This window comes from Actinomadura atramentaria DSM 43919 (assembly GCF_000381885.1).
GTDB lineage: Bacteria > Actinomycetota > Actinomycetes > Streptosporangiales > Streptosporangiaceae > Spirillospora > Spirillospora atramentaria.
On the sequence record NZ_KB907208.1, the window covers coordinates 361,884 to 383,591 of the forward strand.

Sequence of the window (21,708 nt, forward strand, 5' to 3'; positions counted from 1 at the left end):
AATGAGCGGATGAGCAGGGTCCATCCTGCGGGCGGACGGCACGCGGACGTGCTGCCCGAAGACCACCCGGTGCCGCCGCCGGCGGACCTGAACGCGCTGGCCGACGAGGTCTGGCCGCGCGGCGCGCGCCGGACGGACGGCGCGCTGACGGTCGGCGGCGTGGACGTCCGGGACCTGGCGCGCGAGTACGGCACGCCGCTGTACGTGTACGACGAGGACGACGTCCGGGCCCGCGCCCGCGAGTACGCGCAGGCGTTCCACGACGGCAGCGTCCACTACGCGGGCAAGGCGTTCCTCTGCACGGCGGTGGCCCGCTGGGTCCACGAGGAGGGCCTGGGCCTGGACGTGTGCAGCGGCGGCGAGCTGGCCGTCGCGCTGCGCGCCGGGTTCCCGCCGGAGAAGATCACGCTGCACGGCAACAACAAGTCGGTGGCGGAGCTGGCGCAGGCGGTGGACGCGGGCGTCGGCCACATCGTCGTCGACTCCTTCGAGGAGATCGCCAGGCTCGGCCATCTCGCGCGCGAGCGGGGTGTGCGGCCGAAGGTCATGGTGCGCGTGACGACGGGCGTGGAGGCTCACACCCATGAGTTCATCGCGACCGCCCACGACGACCAGAAGTTCGGGTTCTCGCGGAGTTCCGGCGCGGCGCTGGAGGCGGTCCGCCGCGTCCTGGCGCTGCCGGAGCTGGAGCTGGTCGGCCTGCACTCGCACATCGGGTCGCAGATCTTCGACCCGGACGGTTTCGAGGTCGCCGCGCACCGCCTGGCGGAGCTGCTGGTCGCGATCCGCGACGAGCACGGCCTGGAGCTGCCGGAGCTGGACCTCGGCGGCGGCTACGGCATCGCGTACACGCCGGGCGACGAGCCGATCGACCCCAAGACGATGGCCGACAGCCTCCGCGACATCGTGGCGCGCGAGTGCCGCGCGTACGGGCTGGCGATGCCGCGGCTGACGGTCGAGCCGGGCCGGGCGATCATCGGCCCGGGCGGCGTGACGGTGTACGAGGTCGGGACGGTCAAGGACGTCGAGGGCATCCGCACGTACGTCTCGGTGGACGGCGGGATGAGCGACAACCTGCGGACGGCGTTGTACGGCGCGGAGTACTCGTGCGTGCTGGCCAGCCGGGAATCGGATGCCGCGCCCATGTTGGGCAGGCTTGTCGGAAAGCACTGCGAGAGCGGCGATATCGTCGTCCGTGACCTGTGGTTGCCCGAAGATCTTACGGCGGGCGACCTGGTGGCCGTCGCCGCGACCGGTGCGTACTGTCGCTCGATGGCGAGCAACTACAACCATGTCCCCAAGCCCGCCGTCGTGGCGGTGCGAAGCGGCAGGTCGAGGGTCATCGTCCGCCGGGAGACCGCGGACGACCTGCTGCGGCTCGATGCGGAGGTCGAAGGGTGAAACCGTTGCGGGTGGCGCTGCTGGGGTGCGGTGTCGTCGGCACCCAGGTCGTGCGGCTGCTGGAGGAGCAGCGCGCGGACCTGGCTGCCCGGGTGGGCGCCCCGCTGGAGCTGGCCGGGGTCGCGGTGCGCCGCCCCGACCGGGTCCGCGCGGGGGTCGATCCGAAGCTGCTGACGACGGACGCCGAGGGGCTCGTCACCCGCGACGACGTGGACATCGTGATCGAGGTGATCGGCGGCATCGAGCCCGCCCGGTCGCTGCTGCTCGCCGCGATGAAGACCGGCAAGTCGGTCATCTCCGCGAACAAGGCGCTGCTGGCGGAGGACGGCGCGACGCTGTTCGCCGCCGCCCGCGAGTCCGGCGCGGACCTGTACTACGAGGCGTCGGTGGCGGGCGCGATCCCGCTGCTGCGCCCGCTGCGGGAATCCCTCGTCGGGGACCGGGTGCAGCGCGTGCTCGGCATCGTCAACGGCACGACGAACTACATCCTCGACCAGATGGACACGCACGGCGCGGGCTTCGAGGAGGCCCTGGAGGAGGCGCAGGAGCTGGGCTACGCCGAGGCCGACCCGACGGCCGACGTGGAGGGCTTCGACGCCGCCGCCAAGGCCGCGATCCTCGCGCAGCTCGCGTTCCACACGCCGGTGACGGCCGCGGACGTCCACCGCGAGGGCATCACCGAGGTGTCCGCCGCCGACGTCGCGGGCGCGAAGGAGATGGACAGCGTCGTCAAGCTGCTGGCCATCTGCGAGCGCGTCCCCGGCGGCGACGGCGTGGACCGGGGCGTCTCGGTGCGCGTCTACCCGGCGATGATCCCGCGCAGCCATCCGCTCGCCAGCGTCCGCGAGGCGTACAACGCGGTGTTCGTCGAGGCGCAGTCGGCGGGGTCGCTGATGTTCTACGGCGCGGGCGCGGGCGGGGCCCCGACCGCGTCGGCGATCCTCGGGGACCTCGTCGCCGTCGCCCGCAACAAGGTGGCGGGCACGCCGGGGCCGGTCGAGGTGACGTACGCGTCGCTGCCCGTCCTGCCGATGGGGGAGACCGTCACCCGCTACTACGTGCAGCTCGACGTGGCCGACCGGTCCGGCGTGCTGGCGACCGTCGCGGAGGAGTTCGCGCGCAACGGCGTGTCGATCCAGGCCGTCCGCCAGGAGGGCTCGGGGGACGACGCGCAGCTCGTCATCGTCACCCACCGGGCGTCCGACGCGGCCCTGTCGGCGACGGTCGAGACGCTGCGCGAGTTCGACAGCGTCCGCCGGGTCGCCAGCGTCATGCGCGTCGAGGGCGACGAGTAGCCGCGCGGCCTTGCCCCTGCCTTTACACTTGCCCGCAAGACCGCAGGTCATCCGAGGAGATCGAGTGAACGCGACCGCCCGCGCCTGGCGCGGCCTCATCGAGGAGTACCGCGACCGGCTGCCGGTGACGGCGGAGACGCCGGTCATCACCCTGCTGGAGGGCGGCACGCCGCTCGTCCCGGCGCAGCGGGTGTCGCAGCTCACCGGCTGCGAGGTGTACCTCAAGGTGGAGGGCGCCAACCCCACCGGTTCGTTCAAGGACCGCGGGATGACGATGGCCATCAGCAAGGCGGCCGAGGACGGCGCGAAGGCGGTGATCTGCGCCTCCACCGGCAACACGTCGGCGTCGGCCGCCGCGTACGCGGTGCGCGCGGGCATGACGTGCGCGGTGCTCGTCCCGCAGGGCAAGATCGCGATGGGCAAGCTGGCGCAGGCGCTCGTCCACGGCGCGCGGCTGCTCCAGGTGGACGGGAACTTCGACGACTGCCTGGAACTGGCCCGCAAGCTGTCGGTGGACTACCCGGTCGCGCTGGTCAACTCGGTCAACAAGTACCGGCTGCAGGGGCAGAAGACCGCCGCGTTCGAGATCGTGGACGCGCTCGGCGACGCCCCGGACGTCCACTGCCTGCCCGTCGGGAACGCGGGGAACATCTCCGCCTACTGGATGGGTTACAAGGAGTACGCGGCGGGCTCCGTCGCGTCCCGCACGCCCCGGATGCTGGGTTTCCAGGCGTCCGGCGCGGCCCCGTTCGTCAAGGGCGAGCCGGTGCTGAACCCGCGGACCATCGCGACCGCGATCCGCATCGGCAACCCCGCCTCGTGGGACCTGGCCATCGCCGCGCGCGACGAGTCCGGCGGCGCGATCGACTCGGTCACCGACCGGCAGATCCTCGCCGCGTACCGGCTGCTGGCCGCCGAGGAGGGCGTGTTCGTCGAGCCCGCGTCGGCGGCGAGCGTGGCCGGGCTGCTCCAGGCCGTCCAGAACGGCGTGGTGGAGCGCGGCTCCAAGATCGTCTGCACGGTGACCGGAAACGGCCTCAAGGACCCCGACTGGGCGATCTCCGGCGCTCCTGCGCCGACGACCGTCAAGGTCGACGCGCACTCGGCGGCGTCGGCGCTGGGCCTGACGTGACCGCGCGGCCGGAGCCGGTCACCGTCGAGGCCCCGGCGACGAGCGCGAACCTCGGGCCCGGCTTCGACTCCCTCGGCCTCGCGCTGGAACTGCGCGACGAGGTCACCGTCGAGATCGACCCGGCGGGGACGGACTTCTCCGGCGTCGCGATCGAGGTGTCCGGCGAGGGCGCGGAGGTCGCGGACCGGGGCGAGCACCACCTGATCGTCAAGGTGCTGCGGCGCGCGCTCGCCGAGATCGACGCGCTCGCGCCGAAGGCGCTGGGCGACGTCGCGGGCGTGCGCTTGACGTGCGTGAACCGCGTCCCGCACAGCCGGGGCCTCGGCTCGTCGTCGGCGGCGATCGTCGCGGGGATCGCGGCGGCGCGCACCCTGCACCCGCACGGCGCGCTGTTCGGCGACGACGCCGCGCTGCGCCTCGCCACCGACATCGAAGGGCATCCCGACAACGTCGCGCCGTGCGTGGCGGGCGGCCTGACGGTCGCGTGGACGACGCCGGACGGGCCGCGCCTGGTCCGGCTCGACCCGGCGGTCGACGGCGTCACGGTCTTCGTCCCCGAGCACCGGGTGCCGACCGAGCGGGCGCGCGGGCTGCTGCCCGACACCGTCCCGCACGGCGACGCCGCCGCCAACGCGGGCCGGGCCGCGCTGCTCGTCGCCGCGCTCACCGGCGGACTGGACGCCTCGGTGCTCCTGGACGCCACCGAGGACCGGCTGCACCAGGATTACCGCGCGCCCGCGATGCCGGAATCGGCGGCGCTCGTCGCGCGGCTGCGGGAAGCGGGCGTCCCGGCGGTCATTTCCGGGGCAGGACCTACTGTCCTGGCCTTCACAACCGCATCACGACTTGATTCGATAGATGGGGAAGCGGGTAATGGCTGGCACGTGTACCGGTTGGACGTCGCCCCCCGCGGCGTGCGCGTCCGACCGGGCGTGACCGGCGCCTGGACCTGAGCCGGCTCGGGCCGGGCGCGGGTCGGCGGGACACCGCGATCCGCCAGGTAAAATGCGAACACAACGACCTCTGGGGAATAGCAGTGCGCCCTGGTGATGTTAGGCTGAATGCCGCACCAGATGCCCCGTTCGGGGCTGTGTGCTCGTCAGCCGTGCGTCACTCCGCGTGGGTCACGCGTACCCGGCTTCCCAAGACCGTGACAACCCGTTGTCCGGCATTCCACCGAAACTGCGGACGTGGCGGTACTGGGAGAATCTGCGAGCAACCCGTCCCGTCCACCATCTGGCCATGCCACCAAATCGCCGGCAACGGTCCCACCGCGACCGGCGTAGCCCGACTCGGCGCCCCCGCCGGGCCGCACCACCGGGTTGACTGGCCGATCGCCGGCCAACGCCCGCTCCCTGGGAAGGACCCTTAGTGAGCGAATCCAGCGAAGTCCTGACGGACGCCACCGCACCGGCTCCGGACGCCGAGCCCGCCGCCCCCCGGCGCCGCCGGACGGGCACCGGCCTGACGGCGATGGTGCTGCCCGAGCTGCGCAAGCTCGCGTCCGACCTCGGCATCACCGGCACGACCGGGATGCGCAAGAGCCAGCTCATCGCCGCCATCCAGGACCGGCAGGGCGGCGCGCAGGGCTCGGCGGGCGAGCAGGGCGCTGGGAACGCTCCGGCCGAGCGTCCGCGGCGCACCCGCGCCGCGGCCAAGCGGGACACCGCGACCGCGGCCCCGGAGAAGGCGGCGACCGCGGAGAAGGCGACCACCGGAGAGGCCAGCGCCGTGCAGACGAGCATCGACGCCGAGCAGCCCGCCAAGCCCGAGAAGGCGACCCGTGGTGAGGCCCGTGGTGAGACGCGCGCCGACAAGGCGCAGGGCGACCGCGAGCAGCGCGAGCCCCGCGAGCAGCAGCAGGGCCGCCGCAACCGCGCCGAGGGCGAGGACGGCGAGTCCGGCCAGCAGGAGCGGCAGGACCGGCAGCAGGGCCAGCAGAACCAGCGCGGCGAGGGCGGCGGGCGGCAGCGCACGCGCGGCGGTCGCGACCGCGACCGCGGCGAGCGCGGCGGCGACCGGGGCGGCGACCAGCAGGGCCGCCAGCGCGGCGGCCAGAACACCGGCGGCGGCCAGCCCGGCGGTCCGGGGGACGACGACGACGCGGGGAACCGCGGGCGGCGCGGCCGCCGGTTCCGCGAGCGCAACCGGGGCCGGGGCGGCCGCGAGCGCTTCGAGGAGCCCGTGGTCACCGAGGACGACGTCCTGATCCCCGTCGCGGGCATCCTCGACATCCTCGACAACTACGCGTTCGTCCGCACGACCGGCTACCTGCCCGGCCCGAACGACGTGTACGTCTCGCTCGCGCAGGTCCGCAAGAACGGGCTGCGCAAGGGCGACGTCATCACCGGCGCGGTCCGGCAGGCCCGCGAGGGCGAGCGGCGCGAGAAGTTCAACGCGCTCGTCCGGCTCGACACCGTCAACGGGATGGAGCCCGACCAGGCCAAGGGCCGCGTCGACTTCTCCAAGCTGACGCCGCTGTACCCGCAGGAGCGGCTGCGCCTGGAGTCGGACTCCACCGTCCTGACGACGCGGATCATCGACCTGGTGTCGCCGATCGGCAAGGGCCAGCGCGGGCTGATCGTCTCGCCGCCGAAGGCGGGCAAGACGATGGTGCTGCAGGCCATCGCCAACGCGATCACCAAGAACAACCCCGAGTGCCACCTGATGGTGGTGCTGGTGGACGAGCGGCCCGAAGAGGTCACCGACATGCAGCGGTCGGTGAAGGGCGAGGTCATCCACTCGACGTTCGACCGCCCCGCCGAGGACCACACCACGGTCGCGGAACTGGCGATCGAGCGGGCCAAGCGGCTGGTGGAGCTGGGCCACGACGTCGTCGTCCTGCTCGACTCGATCACCCGCCTGGGCCGGGCGTACAACCTGGCGGCGCCCGCGTCGGGCCGCATCCTGTCCGGCGGTGTGGACTCCACGGCGCTGTACCCGCCCAAGCGGTTCTTCGGCGCGGCGCGCAACATCGAGAACGGCGGCTCGCTGACGATCCTCGCGACGGCGCTGGTGGAGACCGGCTCCCGGATGGACGAGGTCATCTTCGAGGAGTTCAAGGGCACCGGCAACATGGAGCTGAAGCTCAACCGGTCCCTGGCGGACAAGCGGATCTTCCCGGCGGTGGACGTGGACGCGTCCGGCACCCGCAAGGAGGAGATCCTCATGGCGCCGGAGGAGCTGCGCATCGTGTGGCAGCTCCGCCGGGTGCTCCACGCGCTGGACACCCAGCAGGCGCTGGAACTCCTCATCGAGAAGATGAAGGAGACCAAGTCCAACGCGGAGTTCATGCTCCAGGTGCAGAAGACGACGATCAGCGACGACCGCTGACCGACCGCTGAACGCCCCGTCCGGGTTTCCGGGCGGGGCGTTCAGCGTTTCCGCGCGGGTTCAGGGCGCGAGGACGCGGTAGTCGTCCAAGCGCATGTGGAGCTGCGCGGCCCGGAGCCAGGGCAGCAGCGGGTCGTCGAAGGTGAGGGTGGCGCGCCGCATCGGGGCGGGGCCGAGGATCGTCGGGTGGTACAGGATGCCCGAGACGGCGGCGGGCCGGGGACGGTCGGCGGTGAGCGCGACGTGGCCGTCGCGCAGGTGCGGGCAGAGCCGGACGGAGCGGTCCACGCAGTCCGGGCACACGGGCGGGTGCGAGGTGAGGACGGGAGAGGGCCACGGGTCCTCGCGGTACTCGGCGGCCGACAGCAGCCAGCGGGCGTCCGTCCCGCACGGCGTGCCGCAGACCTGGCAGAGGAGCCGGCGCATGGCGCGGCGCTGCCGCAGGTGGTGGACGTTCTTGAACAGCGGGCGGCCGACGCCGGGACTGGAGGTGTTGCGCGCCCACAGGACGCCGTGGCGGTCGCGGTCGAGGACGGTCTCGTCGGCGTAGGCGATCCCGCGTTCGCCAGAAATGATCGTGGCCGGGGGAGCCTCTTCCGACGACCACGCGGTGATGAAGGGGACGACGCCCCAACGCGCGCTCGCGGCGGGAGTGGACTGCTGTGGGGAAGGCATGGGGGGGGGAGTCCCTGTCTGGCTGAGGAGATTTCCGCGCGCGGACGCGCGGCTGGCTGGAATCGCGGCGGGAACTGATGCGGAGCGGCCCCGGAGGCCAATGGACGGAACTCCTCCGGGGCCGCCCCGCCGGTCGGGGCCGGTCCGCGCGTAGGGGCCGACCCGCGCGGCCACACCGGTCCCCGCCGGGTCTCGGACACCACCACGCACCGCCACACGGCCACCGCCCACGCACCGCTGTGCAGCCGCCGCCCACGCACCGCCGCGCGGCCACGCACCGCCGCGCGGCGACCGCACGCGCACCGCTGCGCAGACGCGGTTCGCGCCCGGCCGCGCGGGTGCGGTCCGCGTGCCATCGTGCGGATGCGGGTCGCGCACCGTCGTGCGGATGCGGGTCGCGTGCCATCGCGCGGACGCGGGTCGCGCACCGTCGCGCGGACGCGGGTCGCGCGCCCCCGTGCGGACGCAGCTCGCGCACCGCCGTGTGGACGCAGCTCGCGCGCCGCCGCTCGGCCGCGGGTCGCGCACCGCCGTGCAAACGCGGTTCGCGCACCTCGGATGCGGGTCGCGCGCCATCGTGCGGACGCGGCTCGCGCATCTTCGTGCGGACGCGGACCGCGCGCCATTGCGCGGATGCGGGTCGCGCACCTCCGTGGACGCGGTTCACGTCCCTCCGCGCGGACGCGGGTCGTGCCGTTGTGTGGACGTGGGGTCATGCCGTCGTGTGGACGCGGATCGTGCGTCGTGCGGACGCTCTCCGCGCCGCCGGTCGGATGCGCGTCGCGGTCGGCGTCGCGCGGTTCGGCCGTGCTTTCGCCGGTCGGCGCGGGTCGGTCGCGCCGTCGCCGGTCGGCTGCGCCGCCGTGGGGCGGGCGCGAGTCGGGCGTGCCGCTGTCGGGTGGACATGGTCGGGCGTGCGGCTGTCGTGCGGACATGAGTCGGGTGCGTCGTTGTCGGGCGGACGTGTCGTTGTCGGACGGACGGGCGGGCCGTCGTCAGGCGGGCGCGGGCGTGGGCGCGGGCGCGGGCGCGGCGGGACCGTGGGGCGCGGGGACGGGGTCGGCCGACCCGCGACGGGCGGGCGCGGGTCCGGCCGTGTCGCGGTGGTCGCGGCGCGGTCCCGCCGGGTCCGCCGCCCCGTGGTGGGCGCCGGTGCGGGCGTCGGTGCGGGCGCGGGCGCGGGGATCGGCGTGGGCGAGTTCGATGGCCTCCTGCGCGTCGAGCTGGGCGCGCAGGTCGGCGGGGTCGTCGGCGATGAGCGTGCGCGCGAGGCCGCGCCGGGTCTCCCGGTCGCTGAGCGCCCGCCGCCGCGTCGCGCACAGCAGGACGCCGTGGCGACTCGTCCAGAAACTCCACCCGGGCCAAATGGCGCGAAGGTCCGATTCTTCCGTATTCACGATGACTCTCCTCGAAATCAATTAACGAACTTCTCGGATACGTCTGGTGCCTGCTCGTGGGATCTGTCTACCCTGACGCTCAGCGCGGAGGAACACGTTTCGTCCGCCACTCGTGACCGTGTGTCTCCCCCGGTCCGCCTGTGAGAAAGGTGTGAGGAAGCATGAGCGCCAACCCCAACAACCGCCCGACCTGGCTGCAGTACCTTGCCAACGAGCTGATCGCCTGGCGCGAACACCGCAACCTCACCCAGGAGGAACTCGCCGCAAAGATCAATTACTCGCCGTCGATGGTCAGCATGGTCGAGACCGCTCAGCGCCAGCCCAAGCCCGAGTTCATCCAGGCGTGCGACAACGTGATGGATACCAGTGGGGCGCTTCTGCGGCTCTACAAGGAACTCGTGATCCGAGAGTCGGTGCCGGACTTCGTGAACCGCTGGCGTGGGATCGAGGAGAGCGCGTCCGGACTCAACACCTTCCAGCTTTCGTTCATGCCCGGGATGTTGCAGACCCAGGAGTACGCCCGTGCCGTGCTTCGGCTTGGGTTGCCTACTGCTTCAGATGAGGAGATCGATACTCGAACGCTGGCCCGCATTGAACGCAAGAAGATCTTGACCGGCAACAAGCCGCCGATGTATGTCGCAATTCTGGACGAAGGCGTAATCCGTCGAGTGATGAAGAGCGTTGCCATTATGCGTGAGCAGGTGGAACACCTGATCGAGATGTGCGAACTTTCGCACGTCAGGGTCCAGATCGTCCCGGACGAAGTCGGCGGGTACGCTGGATTCGGTGGGCCGTTTACTCTCGCCACGCTCGATGGCGAGGAGATTGCCTTCCTTGACACGACACTCAGTGGCCATGTAGTCGAAGATCCGGGACACGTGGCCATGATCAGGAACCGCTGGGAATCACTGCGAGCCGAAGCGCTGTCGCGCTCGGCATCGCTCAAGCTCATGAAGGACGTGGCAACGCAATGGACACTCTGACCTGGCGCAAGAGCACCCGCAGCGGGTTCAACAACAATGATTGCGTGGAGGTTGCTCGCGCTGCGGGGACCTTCTACACCCGCGACAGCAAGGACCCGGACGGCCCCCGGCACAGCCTTCCGATCGCTGAGGCCGCCTCGTTCATCGAGGCGGTGAAGCGGGGTACATACGACCTGTGACCCCGTTGGCTGGGTGGGCCGCCCCGTCCCGCCCAGCCTCTCCGAACAGGAAGGCCAGCGCGGCAATGGACACTCTGACCTGGCGTAAAGCGAAGCGCAGCAACATCAACGGCGGCAACTGCGTGGAGTTGGCCCGCGCTGCGAACGTTTTTTATGCCCGCGACAGCAAGGCCACGGACGACCCTCAGCACGCCCTGTCACTTCCCGGGGCCGCCGCGTTCATCGAGGCGGTGAAGCGGGGTATGTACGACCTGTGACTCCCCCCGGTCGGGCGGGTCGCCCTGTCCCGCCCAGCTCTCACGGGAAGACCGGTGAAGCGATGCCCGACCTGGTCTGGCGCAAGAGTCTTCGCAGCAGTTTCGTGAAGAATGCAGAATGTGTGGAGGTCGCTCGCGCTGCGGGATCGTTCTACACCCGAGACAGCAAGGACCCGGACGGCCCTCGACACTGTCTCCCGCTGCCCGAGGCCGCCGCGTTCATCGCGGCGGTGAAGCGGGGTAGGTACGACCTGTGACCCCCGGCTGGGCGGGTCGCCCCGTCCCGCCCAGCCCCCACAGGAAGGCCGGAGACACGATGTCCTCTTTAAGCTGGCGTAAGTCCACCCGCAGCAACATCAACGGCGGCGAGTGCGTGGAGCTGGCCCGCGAGGCGAACACCCTCCACGCCCGTGACAGCAAGGACCCCGAAGCTCCCCATCACCGCATCCCACTACCCGAAGCCGCCGCGTTCATCGCGGGGGTGAAGCGGGGTATGTACGACCTGTGACTCCCCCCGGTCGGGCGGATCGCCCCGTCCCGTCCGGCCCTCACAGGAAGACCGGTGAAGCGATGTTCGACCTGACCTGGCGCAAGAGCACCCGCAGCGGGTTCAGCAACAACGAGTGTGTGGAGGTTGCTCGCGCTGCGGGGACGTTCTACGCCCGAGACAGCAAGGACCCGGAAGGCCCCAGGCACCGTCTCCTGATCGCGGAGGCCGCTGCGTTCATTGCGGCGGTGAAGCGGGGTACGTACGACCTGTGACCCCGTTGGCTGGGCGGGTCACCCCGTCCGCCCGGCCTCCCGCGCAGGAAGACTGGTAAAGCGATGCCCTCTCTCACCTGGCGTAAGTCCACCCGCAGCAACATCAACGGCGGCGAATGCGTGGAGCTGGCCCGTGAGGCGAACACCCTCCACGCCCGCGACAGCAAGGACCCCGAAGCCCCTCACCACCGAATCCCGCTCCCCGAAGCCGCCGCGTTCATCGCAGCCGTGAAACACGGCGACTACGATCTCTGACCCGCCGGATGACTCTGATGCCTTCTGCACCGACACGCGATGCGGTCGACCTGCGGTCCCAGCCTGTGGAAGAAGTGCTGGCCCGGGTGGAGCGGTCCCTTGGTGTGCGTCTTGTTCGAGACGGGCTGGTGCCCAAGCGCCGCACGCTCGGTGCGCGCACGGATCGTGAGACGTGGGTGCGGGTCGAGAGACGTCCGATGGCGCGCATCCGCGCCGAAGGGCAGGGGTGGAACGGCGTCGAGTGCGCGGCGCTCCTGCGCGGCGTGGCGAAGCCGGACTGGTGGGGCGGCGTCGCGTGGACGGACCCGGCGGGCCGTGCGATGTGGCGCGCGGACGAGACGAGCCTGCTCCCGGCCGCCCCGGTGAAACCGGCCGGGATCGTGACCGCTGATCCGAGGCTGCCGGACGAGTGGTGGTCGGCGCTGAACTCCTCACTGGACGCGCTGGGCGCCCAGGGAACGGCTCGGGTCGCCACACCCGACACGGTCCTGATCACTCAGGAGCACGTGACCGAGGTCGTCCACGCGGTCTTCGGCACGTCGGTCGACGCGGTGATCGGTGAATGGGCGAGTGCGCACGCGGATCTGCACTGGTCGAACGTCACGGCTCCGCGGTTCTGCCTGTTCGACTGGGAGGATTGGGGCCGGGCGCCGCGCGGCCTGGACGCCGCGAGCCTGTGGAGCGGGTCGCTGGCAGTCCCGTCGCTCGCGGATCGCGTGCGGCACGAACGCCGCCGCGATCTCGACAGCCGGGACGGCAAGATCATGATGCTGTTCTGCTGCGCGAAGATCGTCGGCCCGCACGCCCATCCGGCCGATCCCCGACTGCGGGGCGCGCAGGCCGAGGCGACGCGCCTCGTCAAGGAACTCCAGCGCGACTGACCGGAACCCGGTGGCTGCGGAGTAACTCGACATAACGCCTGATCCTGCGGTCGTCGACGGCGAAGCGCAGGCTGTCGAGGAGCGCGCCGAGATGCCGAGGATCGTCCGCTCCGACGGCGAGGGAACTGACCGACGGGAGGCGGCAGGCAACGCGGAAGGCGGCCGCCGCGCGGGAACAGTCCGCTGCGGCCCCGCGCAGGAACAGGCGCGGGTCGAGGCCCTCTCGCGCTGCGTTGCTGGCGTCGCCCGCGAAGGGGCTCATGCCCCAGCACGCCGTACCCGGCGCGTCCCAGCGCGCCGCGAGCGCCGCCGACGCGTCGAGGGTCTCGATGCCGACGAAGAGACCGGACCGGACCATCAGCGCGTGGGGCCGGGGCATCGAACCGTCGATGAGCGCTGGCAGACCTTCGGGATTCCACGATGCGATCCCCCACGCCCCGCACAGCCCGTCAGCCGCCGCCTCGTCCAGGGCGGCGCACGCCTGGCCGAGCACCTCCCGTGCCTGCTGGATATGGCGAGGCCGCAGGGAGCGTTCCGGGTTGTGCAGGAAGACCAAGTCGGGAGTCCTGCCGAGGTCGCGGTTCGTCTGCTCCAGGGCGGTGCGGAGGCGCATCGGATCGAGGGAGTGCTCGGCTCCGTGCCGGGCTGGGAAGAAACCGATCTTCGTGGAGACCGTGAACTCACGTAGCAGGTCTCCGGCCTTGCGCGCCAGCGTGCGGTGCGAGGCGAAGTCGTGGTAGCTGAAGCTGGTGTCGATCGCATCGACGCCGAGGTTCAAAGCATTGATCAGGAGAGGGCGTTGGTGACGAGACCGGTGTAGCCCGAGGACAATTCTGGTGTCAGGCCCGCGCACAGTTCCTCCCTGACCACGATTTCGGCGACGCGTTCGATCTCGTGCCCTACGGCGGTGACGGCGGCCGGCAGTGAGACGGGATTTCCGCTGAGCAGCAAGCGGAGCGAGGGGAGTGCCTTGCGCGTGAAGGTAAGCTTTTTGCCGTTGGACGAGACCTCCACGACATCGCCGTGCTCCTCGATCCGCGGCCTGAAATCGGCGATGCACACTACCGTTTCGGCCTTTCCGAGAACTGGTAGATACGGAATATGTCGTGGCGGAACGCTTTCGAGTTCTCGCGCGGCCAGGTAATCCGCTGGACTGCTGGCCTCCATCAGCGCTGTAGCGGCGGCGACGAGCCGTAGATGCTCGGCGGCCTGTTGCTCCGCTCCGGCCCATCGGCTCAGATCCCGGCGGAACAGTTCGCTTCCGCGAGACCAGTCGGCGAGCCATGCCAGCCAGTTCGCCCCGGTGCGCTGGACGAACCCGAAGGTCGCGTGCAGGCTGAGCCCGGCACCGAGACCCTGGCGGGTGGCCTTGTGCCAGTATCCGCGCGGAATGTGGATCACCTCGCCCGCGCGCAGGGTGCCGGCCCAGACGATGTCCTGGCTCGGGGCGGTGTTGCGTTCGGCGTCGCGAAACATCGGTGCCAAGCGGGACGGCGAGCGCACCTCCCAGTTCTTCTCCCCCGCCAACTGCAGGATCAGCACGTCGTGGTCGTCCCAGTGCAGGTCGAATCCGGCGGCGTCATTCGTCGTCAGGTAGACATTGGCCTGCACATGTTCGCGTGACCACCACTGCCAAGCTCGGCATGCGACCTCCATCACCGGATCGAAGACATTGGTCTGGTCCAGGACCAACGTCGCGCCGTCGCCGAGTAAGGTCCCCAGACGGCGCATGTCCACCATCCGGATGCTCTGTCGGCGTCGCGTCAGCGTCTGCTCGCAGTAGGCGTTCGGATGCAGTTCGCCGCCGTTCTGGAAGCACCGGACCTGCGGGTCCGACAGGCTGCGTCGCATCACCAAGTCCAAGAGGCGCTGCGGCGTAAGGACACGTTCCAGCAGAGACGGGTCTCCGGCGCGTCCCCGCGCGAACTGGTCACCGAGCAGTTGTGGCCCGCTCCAGCCCAGCGACTTTTCCACGTATTCGATCAGTCGGTGGTCCATGACGTCGTTCACCTTCCTGCCGGTTGATCGAGGAGGACGGGCCGCGCGGCGGCGACGCCGCGCGGCCGGGCGAACCGTGGTTTCACTCCGGAACGTTCAGTGCGTCGCCGTCCGGCCAGGGGTCGTCGCCGCCGCCGTCGGGCGGAGGGTCGGACTGGCCGACGTCGGTCCGGTCGTGGATCCTCGCCAGGATCTCCACCGCCACGAGCAGATCATCGTCCACAGGAGAATCACCTTTCGGAACAACTGACCGATGGGTCGGTCGGCGGCGGACGTCATGCTGTGGAGCTTCCGTCCGACGCGATCGGCGGGTCGGGCTCGGTGCTGTCCTACCGTGACGTGTGATCGATCGAGGAGTCCACGGGCTTGCGGATACTTGCGGATATTGGACTAGCCGTCGATTCTCCGCAGTGCCTCATTGATCATCCCGGTCGCCGTGTCGCCGAACGAGGCGAGGTCCGACAGACCTGCGAACGTGTCCGCGTACATGCCGATCTCCGGCGGGGCCGTGACGTTCAGGAACCCTGAGACGAGTTCGACGGAGACTTGGAAATGGTCGAACAAGAAGAACATCTCCACTCCCCACTGGAGTTCGCTGCGGTCGATGCCTGCGGGGATGATGCCGAGGGAAACCGCGGGCAGGTGCTGGACCTCCAGAAGGCGCCGCAACTGTCCTGCTTGAACGCGCGGCCCGCCGATCTGCATCGCCAATGCGGCTTCCTCCAAGAGAATGAGGAAGCGATGGGAACCTCGCAACAGCGACTCCTGGCGATCGACGCGCTCAGCGACCGCCGCGTCGACATCGTCCACGGCTACCCGCCGCCGCAGCCGGACCGACGTGAGGATCGCGCGAATCGTGTCCTCCGTCTGGACGGGGCCGGGTATGAACGTCGGCGAGTATACCCGCAGCACTTTGGTCCGCTCATAAAGCTCGCGGACCTGCACGTTCAGATGCTTGAGGCCCGTCCGTTCGGCCCGTCTCCAATCGAGCCAGGCCGAATTCACCGCACGCACCGCCGCGATGAGTTCCTCGGCGAGATCGGACTGACCGCAGGTGTCGCACCATACGCGGACATCACGTGCGGACGGCACCTTCTTGGCATGCTCGATCCGCGACGTCTTCGCCTCATGCCAACCTGCCGATGCCGACAACTGGCGCACGCTCAACTCGGCGTCGACGCGGATTTCGCGGAGACGGTCGGCGAGAGCCTGCCGCGCCGCATTCGCGCTGGAAGAAGACGATGCAGTCACGAGAAGGGAAAAAGGGCCGGTCGTCAGATTGTGAACTCGTGGTGCGGCACAGCGCGTTTCCACGCGGCGGTGAACGCCTCGAAGATCGGTGCGGCCACCCCCTCGCCGGTCGCGGTACGCGAACCGACGAAGTCGCCATCGCCGGAGAAGAACAGGAACAGGACGGTTCGGCCGTCCACCACCCAGACGTCCGTCGCCGGCACCAGCAGGCCCTCCGTGTGCGACCGGGGGAGCCAGCGGATGTCCTCACCGCCCGCCAGATTGACGGCCGGGGTCACCGCATGCTCGAACTTCACATAGTCCGAAACCGGCTCGGCAACGATGCGCACCCGGCGTATCGCGACGCCACGCGCCGCCGTCGCGCGTGCCAACGCCGTCCAGTCGGAGTATCCGGTACTGACCTTCTCCGCCGACTCACCGGCCAGCCAGCCCTGATACGCCGGGTCCGACGTCATGTACTCGTCGCGCAGCTCGAACTTGACCGCGTCGATCCGGGCAGAACCCAGCAGATCCTCAAACGACACCTCGGGCATCGCACGCCTCCATGATCTCGGCGGTCGCGTCCTCGGGCAGCCACACGACCAGCTCATCATCCAGGATCGGGCTCTCGGCCGCGATCTTCGCCAGCAGAGCTGGATCGGACACGACTGAGCCCCGGACGTAGAAGCCGTCCCACGGATCGAATGCGCGGACGATCGCGCCCCGCTCGGTCCCGCCATCCGCCGGGACCGGGTGAACCCGACACGCGTCACGGATGATCGTCGTCATGGACACCGGCAGCCACACGAGTGCCTCATGCTCCAGGCCGCCCCCGCTCTCCACCGTCTTGCCCTGGAAGTAATATCCGCCGCCCGGCTCCTCCGCACGGAAGACCGCAGGACACGCACCCCCTGGATTGTCGGGCACTATGCCGATCAAGATCACGGACATGGCTTCCTCCATCGGGCCGGGCCCTTGCCGGAGCACCTCGTCACCTCGGAACAAGGGTCCAGGATGAGCGTACGCTCGACACCGGATGACGTCCTTCAGTCAGGACGGATGGTAAATCGTTCGGTCTGCTCGACTCCGGGATCACGTCGGTGTTGGGACTTCCAAGCGAGGGGGAGACGGCCGGGGGTCGGCGACCCGGTCGGAACCCCGCGCCGCATTGAGTCGCGATGCAGCCTGTGCGTCCGCGCCGAGTCACAGGTCTCACCGCTCACCTCCGTGACCCGGTCCCGCACGCGGAAGGCCGTAGAGGAGCTCGCCTGGTCAGAACCCGCTTGGCGGCGGTTCACGTCCGCCCGATGCCGTTCAGGCCGACCGATCCACCGTGAGCGCCCCCGCCCAGACGGAGTTCCGGGCGGGGGCGCTCACGGGTCGAGGTGGGGGTAGCCCTACCTGGGGGTTGGTGGGGTGCTGGATGGTGGGCGGCTGGCTGGTCGGGGAGGCTGGGGACTGTGCGGCGGCGTGGGTCGTCGGGCGGTGGAGCGGGGTTGGAGGCGACCGTGGGTGAAGTGAGCAGGGCCGGGGCGGTGGGTGTCGCGGACGGGGCGTGGACGCCCGGGGCGATGGTCCGGGCGGCCGTGAACTGGCGGGCCGCGATCTATCTCGGCGTCCACTTCTTCTTCGGGCTGGCGTACTTCATCGGGTTGCTCGTCGGGATCACGGTCTCGGGGGCGTTGACGGTCATCTGGGTCGGGATTCCGCTGCTCGCCGGAGTGATGGTGCTGTGGCGGGCCGTGGCGATGGTGGAGCGGCGGCTCGCGCGGCTCGCGTTCGGCGTCCGCATCCCCGACCCGTACCGGCCGATGCCGCGCGGCCGGAACCCGTTCCCCAAGCTGAAGGCGCTCGTCCTCGACCCGGCGACGTGGAAGGACCTCGTCTACCTCGCCTCGACGTTCCCGATCGGCCTCGCGGAGTTCGTCGTGTCGGCGGTCGCGTGGTCGGCGACGGCGATGCTGCTGTTCTCCCCGGCCATCGTGCTCGGCAGCGGCGGCATGGAGGTCAACTTCGGGCCGGTGTCGTACTGGGCGGGCAACCCGCTGGAGGCGCTGCCGATGGCCGCGCTCGGCGTCGTCGCGCTGCTCGTCGCGCTGTACGTGACGCGGACGATCGCCATCGCGCACGCCCTGTGGGCGCGGCTCCTGCTCGGCCCGAACCGCGCGCAGGCCGAGAACCGCGAACTGCGCGCGACGACCGAACGCCTCCAGGCGAGCCGGGCGCGCGGCGTGGACGCCGTCGAGTTCGAGCGCCGCCGCATCGAGCGGGACCTGCACGACGGCGCGCAGCAGCGCCTGCTGGCCGTCGCGATGGACATCGGCCGCGCCCGCGCCAAGCTCGACAGCGACCCCGAGGGCGCGCGCGACCTCATCGAGCAGGCGCACGCGGGCACCCGCGAGGCGATCCAGGAACTGCGCGACCTGGCGCGCGGCATCTACCCGGCGATCCTCACCGACCGGGGCCTGGACCCGGCGCTGTCCGGGCTCGCCGGACGCGCCCCGGTGCCCGTCGAGGTGGACGTGGACCTGCCCGAGCGGCCCCCGGCGGCGGTCGAGAGCATCGCGTACTTCATCGTCGCGGAGGCGCTGGCGAACGTCGCCAAGTACGCGCGGGCGACGCGGGCGTCGGTGCGGGTCGCCCGCGAGGACGCGTGGGTCGTCGTGGAGATCGCCGACAACGGCGTCGGCGGCGCGGTCGTCCGGCCGTCCGGCGGCCTGGCCGGGCTCGCCGACCGGGCCGCGACCATCGACGGCATGGTCCTGGTGGACAGCCCGCCCGGCGGGCCCACGATCGTCCGCGCGGACCTGCCCTGCACCTGGTGAGCGACGGCCCCGGCATGATGGGGGGCATGCGCGTGGTGATCGCCGAGGACTCGGTGCTGTTGCGGGAAGGGCTCGTCCGGCTCCTGGCGGACGCGGGCATCGAGACCGTCGCGACGGTCGGCGACGGGCCCGGCCTCCCGCCCGCCGTGCAGGAGTACCGCCCGGACCTGGCGATCGTGGACGTGCGGATGCCCCCGTCCTTCACCGACGAGGGGCTGCGCGCCGCGCTGGAGGCCCGCGCCCGCGTCCCCGGCACGCCGATCCTCGTCCTGTCGCAGTACGTGGAGGAGCGGTACGCCACCGACCTCATCGGCGGCGGCGCGGAGGGCGTCGGCTACCTGCTGAAGGAGCGGGTGTCGGAGGTCGCGGAGTTCATCGACGCGGTCCGGCGCATCGCGGCGGGCGGGACGGTCATCGACCCCGAGGTCATCGGCCAGCTCCTCGGCCGCCGCCGCACCGGCGATCCGCTGGAGGCGCTGACGCCCCGCGAGCGCGAGGTGCTGGCGCTGATGGCCGAGGGCGGGTCCAACGCCTCGATCGCCGCGCGCCTCGTCGTCACCGAGGGCGCGGTCGAGAAGCACATCTCCAACATCTTCGCCAAACTCGGCCTCCAGCCCGCCCAGGGCGGCCACCGCCGCGTCATGGCGGTTTTGACGTATCTCGGCCGCGCCGGGGGTTGACCGGGGGCCGCCGGGGGGAATGGGCGGTGACCTCGGCACGTTCGGGTATCTGGCACACTTGGAGTGCAACCGCTGCGGTACCGGTTCACGCTTCCCGTCGCCTCGCCGGCCTTCGCCGTGCGAGCGGGACGCCCGGCGACCGCTCTAGGCGAGGAGAACCCATGAAGCCCGACATCCACCCGAACTATGTCGTCACGACGGTGACCTGCACCTGCGGGAACACCTTCGAGACCCGCAGCACCGCCGAGAACGGCCAGATCCGCGCCGACGTGTGCTCGGCGTGCCACCCGTTCTACACGGGCAAGCAGAAGATCCTCGACACCGGCGGCCGGGTGGCCCGCTTCGAGCAGCGGTTCGGCAAGCGGAGCAAGTAGCGCACCGCCCGGCGCGCCGCCGAGCCCGGCGGCGCGCCGCGCAGTGACCAGGAGCCGCCGGGACGCCCCCGTCGCGGCTCGAAACCGGCCGTCAGGCCAGGCCCAGGACGCACACCGTGAATCTCGACGATCTGATCAGCGAATACGCCGACATCGAGGTCCGTCTCGCCGACCCCGCCGTCCACGCCGACCAGAGCGAGGCGCGGCGGCTGGGCAAGCGGTACGCGCGGCTGCGGCCGATCGTCGAGACGTACCGGGAGCGGAAGGCCGCCGAGGACGACCTGGCCGCCGCCCGGGAGCTGTCCGCCGAGGACGAGGCGTTCGCCGCCGAGGCCGCCGAGCTGGAGCGCCGCTGCGGCGAGCTGGAGGAGCGGCTGCGGCACCTGCTGATCCCCCGCGACCCCAGCGACGACAAGGACACGATCCTGGAGATCAAGGCGGGCGAGGGCGGCGAGGAGTCCGCGCTGTTCGCCGGGGACCTGCTGCGGATGTACCTGCGGTACGCCGAGCGGGTCGGCTGGAAGACCGAGATCATCGACGCGCACCCGTCCGACCTCGGCGGCTACAAGGACGTCACGGTCGGCGTGAAGGCGACCGGCTCCCACGAGGAGGGCGTCTGGACGCGGCTGAAGTTCGAGGGCGGCGTCCACCGGGTGCAGCGCGTCCCGGCGACCGAGTCGCAGGGCCGCATCCACACCAGCGCGGTCGGCGTGCTGGTGACGCCCGAGGCCGAGGACGTGGACGTCCAGATCGACCCGAACGACCTGCGCGTCGACGTGTACCGCTCGTCGGGCCCCGGCGGGCAGAGCGTCAACACCACCGACTCGGCGGTCCGGATCACCCACCTGCCGACCGGCACGGTCGTGTCCTGCCAGAACGAGAAGAGCCAGCTCCAGAACAAGGAGCAGGCGCTGCGCATCCTGCGGTCCCGCCTGCTGGCGATGGCGCAGGAGGAGGCGGACGCGGCGGCGTCGGCGGAGCGCCGCAGCCAGGTCCGCACGGTGGACCGGTCCGAGCGCGTCCGCACCTACAACTATCCGGAGAACCGCATCTCCGACCACCGCGTGGGCTACAAGGCGTACAACCTCGACCAGGTGCTGGACGGCGACCTCCACAACGTGACGCAGGCGCTCGTGGACGCCGACCTCCAGCGCCGGCTGGACGAAGCCCAAGGATCATGAACCTGCTGCTGGACGAGATCGCCCGGGCCACGGCGCGGCTGGCCGACGCCGGGGCCGCGTCGCCGCGCGCCGACGCCGAGGAGCTGGCGGCCGCCGTCCACGGCGTGAGCCGCGGCGAGCTGCACAACGTGCCCGACAGCGCCTTCGACGCGCTGTTCTGGGAGTACGTGGCGCGGCGCGAGGCGGGCGAGCCGCTGCAGCACATCACCGGGCGGGCGTTCTTCCGGTACCTGGAGCTGAAGGTCGGGCCGGGGGTGTTCGTGCCGCGCCCGGAGACCGAGGTCATGGTCGGGTGGGCGCTGGAGACGCTGCGGGACATGGACGTCCGCGACCCGCTGGTGGTGGACCTCGGCACCGGGTCGGGGGCCATCGCGCTGTCGATCGCGCTGGAGGCCCCGCGGGCGCGCGTCCACGCCGTCGAGAAGGACCCGGCGGCGTTCGTCCACGCGAACCGCAACATCGAGGAGCTGGACGAGCGCGGGCGCGTCCGGCTGCACCTGGACGACTTCGCGACCGCGCTCGGCGAGCTGGACGGCACCGTCGACCTGGTGGTCAGCAACCCCCCGTACATCCCGATGAGCGAGTGGGAGTACGTGCCGCGCGACGTCCGCGACCACGACCCGGCGGACGCGCTGTGGGGCGGCGGCGACGACGGCCTGGACGCGGTCCGCGTGGTGGAGCGCACCGCGCGGCGGCTGCTGCGCCCCGGCGGCTACGTCGCGGTCGAGCACAGCGATCTGCAGGGCAACGACGTCTACTGGACGTTCGCCGAGGAGAACGGCTGGCGGGACGTGCGCAACCGGCGCGACCTGACCAACCGGGACCGTTTCGTCACCGCGCGCCTCGGCGTCGACTGAGCCGCGCGGGACA

At 71.1% G+C, this 21,708-nt stretch carries 26 protein-coding genes; 18 read left to right on the forward strand and 8 right to left on the reverse strand.

Annotated features, from left to right (window positions below; genetic code table 11):
- Positions 1 to 9 precede the first annotated feature (9 nt).
- From lysA to rho, 5 genes are all read left to right on the forward strand, one after another.
- Positions 10 to 1,401, forward strand: coding sequence for a diaminopimelate decarboxylase (gene lysA, locus G339_RS0101635; RefSeq protein ID WP_026341053.1), 1,392 nt, complete (start codon positions 10 to 12; stop codon positions 1,399 to 1,401).
- The gene (locus G339_RS0101640) at positions 1,398 to 2,696 is read left to right on the forward strand and encodes a homoserine dehydrogenase (RefSeq protein ID WP_084693067.1); all 1,299 of its coding nucleotides are present in this window, start codon (positions 1,398 to 1,400) and stop codon (positions 2,694 to 2,696) included. The genes lysA and G339_RS0101640 overlap by 4 nt, the downstream gene beginning before the upstream one ends.
- 64 nt (positions 2,697 to 2,760) lie before the next feature.
- Positions 2,761 to 3,828 (forward strand): threonine synthase, encoded by a 1,068-nt coding sequence (gene thrC, locus G339_RS0101645; RefSeq protein ID WP_019629332.1) that lies wholly within the window; start codon positions 2,761 to 2,763, stop codon positions 3,826 to 3,828.
- Positions 3,825 to 4,781 carry a homoserine kinase gene (gene thrB, locus G339_RS0101650; protein WP_019629333.1) on the forward strand — a complete coding sequence of 319 codons (957 nt, stop codon included), beginning with the start codon at positions 3,825 to 3,827 and terminating at the stop codon, positions 4,779 to 4,781. Before thrC ends, thrB begins: the two co-directional genes overlap by 4 nt.
- 418 nt (positions 4,782 to 5,199) lie before the next feature.
- On the forward strand, positions 5,200 to 7,161 hold the full coding sequence (gene rho / locus G339_RS0101655; protein ID WP_019629334.1) for a transcription termination factor Rho: 1,962 nt from the start codon (positions 5,200 to 5,202) through the stop codon (positions 7,159 to 7,161).
- A 60-nt stretch (positions 7,162 to 7,221) separates the two neighbouring features.
- Here the strand turns inward: rho and G339_RS0101660 are convergent, their stop codons facing one another.
- Positions 7,222 to 7,836: a hypothetical protein gene (locus G339_RS0101660; RefSeq protein ID WP_019629335.1), complete on the reverse strand. Its 615-nt coding sequence runs from the start codon at positions 7,834 to 7,836 to the stop codon at positions 7,222 to 7,224.
- 995 nt (positions 7,837 to 8,831) lie between these two features.
- Positions 8,832 to 9,233, reverse strand: coding sequence for a hypothetical protein (locus G339_RS38405; protein WP_019629336.1), 402 nt, complete (start codon positions 9,231 to 9,233; stop codon positions 8,832 to 8,834).
- 161 nt (positions 9,234 to 9,394) lie between these two features.
- Between G339_RS38405 and G339_RS0101670 the strand changes: the two genes are divergently transcribed.
- From G339_RS0101670 to G339_RS0101700, 8 genes are all read left to right on the forward strand, one after another.
- Positions 9,395 to 10,216, forward strand: coding sequence for a helix-turn-helix domain-containing protein (locus G339_RS0101670; protein ID WP_019629337.1), 822 nt, complete (start codon positions 9,395 to 9,397; stop codon positions 10,214 to 10,216).
- The gene (locus G339_RS0101675) at positions 10,204 to 10,395 is read left to right on the forward strand and encodes a DUF397 domain-containing protein (protein WP_019629338.1); all 192 of its coding nucleotides are present in this window, start codon (positions 10,204 to 10,206) and stop codon (positions 10,393 to 10,395) included. The genes G339_RS0101670 and G339_RS0101675 overlap by 13 nt, the downstream gene beginning before the upstream one ends.
- 65 nt (positions 10,396 to 10,460) lie before the next feature.
- Complete coding sequence (locus tag G339_RS32240; RefSeq protein ID WP_019629339.1) at positions 10,461 to 10,652, forward strand: DUF397 domain-containing protein; 192 nt, start codon at positions 10,461 to 10,463, stop codon at positions 10,650 to 10,652.
- Between the two features lie 62 nt (positions 10,653 to 10,714).
- Positions 10,715 to 10,909: a DUF397 domain-containing protein gene (locus tag G339_RS37345; protein WP_084693069.1), complete on the forward strand. Its 195-nt coding sequence runs from the start codon at positions 10,715 to 10,717 to the stop codon at positions 10,907 to 10,909.
- 59 nt (positions 10,910 to 10,968) lie between these two features.
- Positions 10,969 to 11,160: a DUF397 domain-containing protein gene (locus tag G339_RS0101685; RefSeq protein ID WP_019629340.1), complete on the forward strand. Its 192-nt coding sequence runs from the start codon at positions 10,969 to 10,971 to the stop codon at positions 11,158 to 11,160.
- A gap of 62 nt (positions 11,161 to 11,222) precedes the next feature.
- A complete protein-coding gene (locus tag G339_RS0101690) occupies positions 11,223 to 11,414 on the forward strand; it encodes a DUF397 domain-containing protein (protein WP_019629341.1) in 192 nt (63 codons plus the stop codon).
- Positions 11,415 to 11,477: 63 nt separating this feature from the next.
- Entirely contained in the window at positions 11,478 to 11,669 is a 192-nt protein-coding gene (locus tag G339_RS0101695) for a DUF397 domain-containing protein (RefSeq protein WP_019629342.1), read from the forward strand.
- Positions 11,670 to 11,866: 197 nt separating this feature from the next.
- Complete coding sequence (locus G339_RS0101700; RefSeq protein WP_019629343.1) at positions 11,867 to 12,550, forward strand: hypothetical protein; 684 nt, start codon at positions 11,867 to 11,869, stop codon at positions 12,548 to 12,550.
- Here the strand turns inward: G339_RS0101700 and G339_RS0101705 are convergent.
- From G339_RS0101705 to G339_RS0101730, 6 genes are all read right to left on the reverse strand, one after another.
- Entirely contained in the window at positions 12,528 to 13,328 is an 801-nt protein-coding gene (locus G339_RS0101705) for an aldo/keto reductase (protein WP_019629344.1), read from the reverse strand. The two genes, G339_RS0101700 and G339_RS0101705, sit on opposite strands and share 23 nt — an antisense overlap.
- A gap of 8 nt (positions 13,329 to 13,336) precedes the next feature.
- Complete coding sequence (locus tag G339_RS0101710; protein ID WP_019629345.1) at positions 13,337 to 14,548, reverse strand: JmjC domain-containing protein; 1,212 nt, start codon at positions 14,546 to 14,548, stop codon at positions 13,337 to 13,339.
- Positions 14,549 to 14,630: 82 nt separating this feature from the next.
- Positions 14,631 to 14,771: a hypothetical protein gene (locus tag G339_RS39280; protein WP_019629346.1), complete on the reverse strand. Its 141-nt coding sequence runs from the start codon at positions 14,769 to 14,771 to the stop codon at positions 14,631 to 14,633.
- A 167-nt stretch (positions 14,772 to 14,938) separates the two neighbouring features.
- Complete coding sequence (locus G339_RS0101720; protein ID WP_019629347.1) at positions 14,939 to 15,799, reverse strand: Scr1 family TA system antitoxin-like transcriptional regulator; 861 nt, start codon at positions 15,797 to 15,799, stop codon at positions 14,939 to 14,941.
- A gap of 23 nt (positions 15,800 to 15,822) precedes the next feature.
- A complete protein-coding gene (locus tag G339_RS0101725; protein WP_019629348.1) occupies positions 15,823 to 16,332 on the reverse strand; it encodes a DUF6879 family protein in 510 nt (169 codons plus the stop codon).
- The gene (locus G339_RS0101730) at positions 16,313 to 16,729 is read right to left on the reverse strand and encodes a hypothetical protein (protein ID WP_019629349.1); all 417 of its coding nucleotides are present in this window, start codon (positions 16,727 to 16,729) and stop codon (positions 16,313 to 16,315) included. Before G339_RS0101730 ends, G339_RS0101725 begins: the two co-directional genes overlap by 20 nt.
- A gap of 566 nt (positions 16,730 to 17,295) precedes the next feature.
- On the opposite strand from G339_RS0101730, the gene G339_RS0101735 reads away from it, so the two are divergent.
- The 5 genes from G339_RS0101735 (at position 17,296) to prmC (ending at position 21,695) form a co-directional block, all read left to right on the forward strand.
- Entirely contained in the window at positions 17,296 to 18,603 is a 1,308-nt protein-coding gene (locus G339_RS0101735) for a sensor histidine kinase (RefSeq protein ID WP_240489725.1), read from the forward strand.
- A gap of 26 nt (positions 18,604 to 18,629) precedes the next feature.
- Entirely contained in the window at positions 18,630 to 19,283 is a 654-nt protein-coding gene (locus G339_RS0101740) for a response regulator transcription factor (protein ID WP_026341056.1), read from the forward strand.
- Positions 19,284 to 19,444: 161 nt separating this feature from the next.
- Entirely contained in the window at positions 19,445 to 19,657 is a 213-nt protein-coding gene (rpmE, locus tag G339_RS0101745; protein ID WP_019629352.1) for a 50S ribosomal protein L31, read from the forward strand.
- Between the two features lie 116 nt (positions 19,658 to 19,773).
- Positions 19,774 to 20,838 carry a peptide chain release factor 1 gene (gene prfA / locus G339_RS0101750; protein ID WP_019629353.1) on the forward strand — a complete coding sequence of 355 codons (1,065 nt, stop codon included), beginning with the start codon at positions 19,774 to 19,776 and terminating at the stop codon, positions 20,836 to 20,838.
- A complete protein-coding gene (gene prmC, locus G339_RS0101755) occupies positions 20,835 to 21,695 on the forward strand; it encodes a peptide chain release factor N(5)-glutamine methyltransferase (RefSeq protein WP_019629354.1) in 861 nt (286 codons plus the stop codon). The genes prfA and prmC overlap by 4 nt, the downstream gene beginning before the upstream one ends.
- The last annotated feature ends 13 nt before the right edge of the window (positions 21,696 to 21,708 follow it).

Bases quoted from the DNA above. Each gene is read 5' to 3' on its own strand.
- lysA (WP_026341053.1), top strand. From the start codon at position 10: ATGAGCAGGGTCCATCCTGCGGGCGGACGGCACGCGGACGTGCTGCCC.
- G339_RS0101660 (WP_019629335.1), bottom strand. From the start codon at position 7,836: ATGCCTTCCCCACAGCAGTCCACTCCCGCCGCGAGCGCGCGTTGGGGC.
- G339_RS0101670 (WP_019629337.1), top strand. From the start codon at position 9,395: ATGAGCGCCAACCCCAACAACCGCCCGACCTGGCTGCAGTACCTTGCC.
- G339_RS0101675 (WP_019629338.1), top strand. From the start codon at position 10,204: ATGGACACTCTGACCTGGCGCAAGAGCACCCGCAGCGGGTTCAACAAC.
- G339_RS32240 (WP_019629339.1), top strand. From the start codon at position 10,461: ATGGACACTCTGACCTGGCGTAAAGCGAAGCGCAGCAACATCAACGGC.
- G339_RS37345 (WP_084693069.1), top strand. From the start codon at position 10,715: ATGCCCGACCTGGTCTGGCGCAAGAGTCTTCGCAGCAGTTTCGTGAAG.
- G339_RS0101685 (WP_019629340.1), top strand. From the start codon at position 10,969: ATGTCCTCTTTAAGCTGGCGTAAGTCCACCCGCAGCAACATCAACGGC.
- G339_RS0101690 (WP_019629341.1), top strand. From the start codon at position 11,223: ATGTTCGACCTGACCTGGCGCAAGAGCACCCGCAGCGGGTTCAGCAAC.
- G339_RS0101695 (WP_019629342.1), top strand. From the start codon at position 11,478: ATGCCCTCTCTCACCTGGCGTAAGTCCACCCGCAGCAACATCAACGGC.
- G339_RS0101700 (WP_019629343.1), top strand. From the start codon at position 11,867: ATGGCGCGCATCCGCGCCGAAGGGCAGGGGTGGAACGGCGTCGAGTGC.
- G339_RS0101710 (WP_019629345.1), bottom strand. From the start codon at position 14,548: ATGGACCACCGACTGATCGAATACGTGGAAAAGTCGCTGGGCTGGAGC.
- G339_RS0101725 (WP_019629348.1), bottom strand. From the start codon at position 16,332: ATGCCCGAGGTGTCGTTTGAGGATCTGCTGGGTTCTGCCCGGATCGAC.
- G339_RS0101730 (WP_019629349.1), bottom strand. From the start codon at position 16,729: ATGTCCGTGATCTTGATCGGCATAGTGCCCGACAATCCAGGGGGTGCG.
- G339_RS0101740 (WP_026341056.1), top strand. From the start codon at position 18,630: ATGCGCGTGGTGATCGCCGAGGACTCGGTGCTGTTGCGGGAAGGGCTC.
- rpmE (WP_019629352.1), top strand. From the start codon at position 19,445: ATGAAGCCCGACATCCACCCGAACTATGTCGTCACGACGGTGACCTGC.
- prmC (WP_019629354.1), top strand. From the start codon at position 20,835: ATGAACCTGCTGCTGGACGAGATCGCCCGGGCCACGGCGCGGCTGGCC.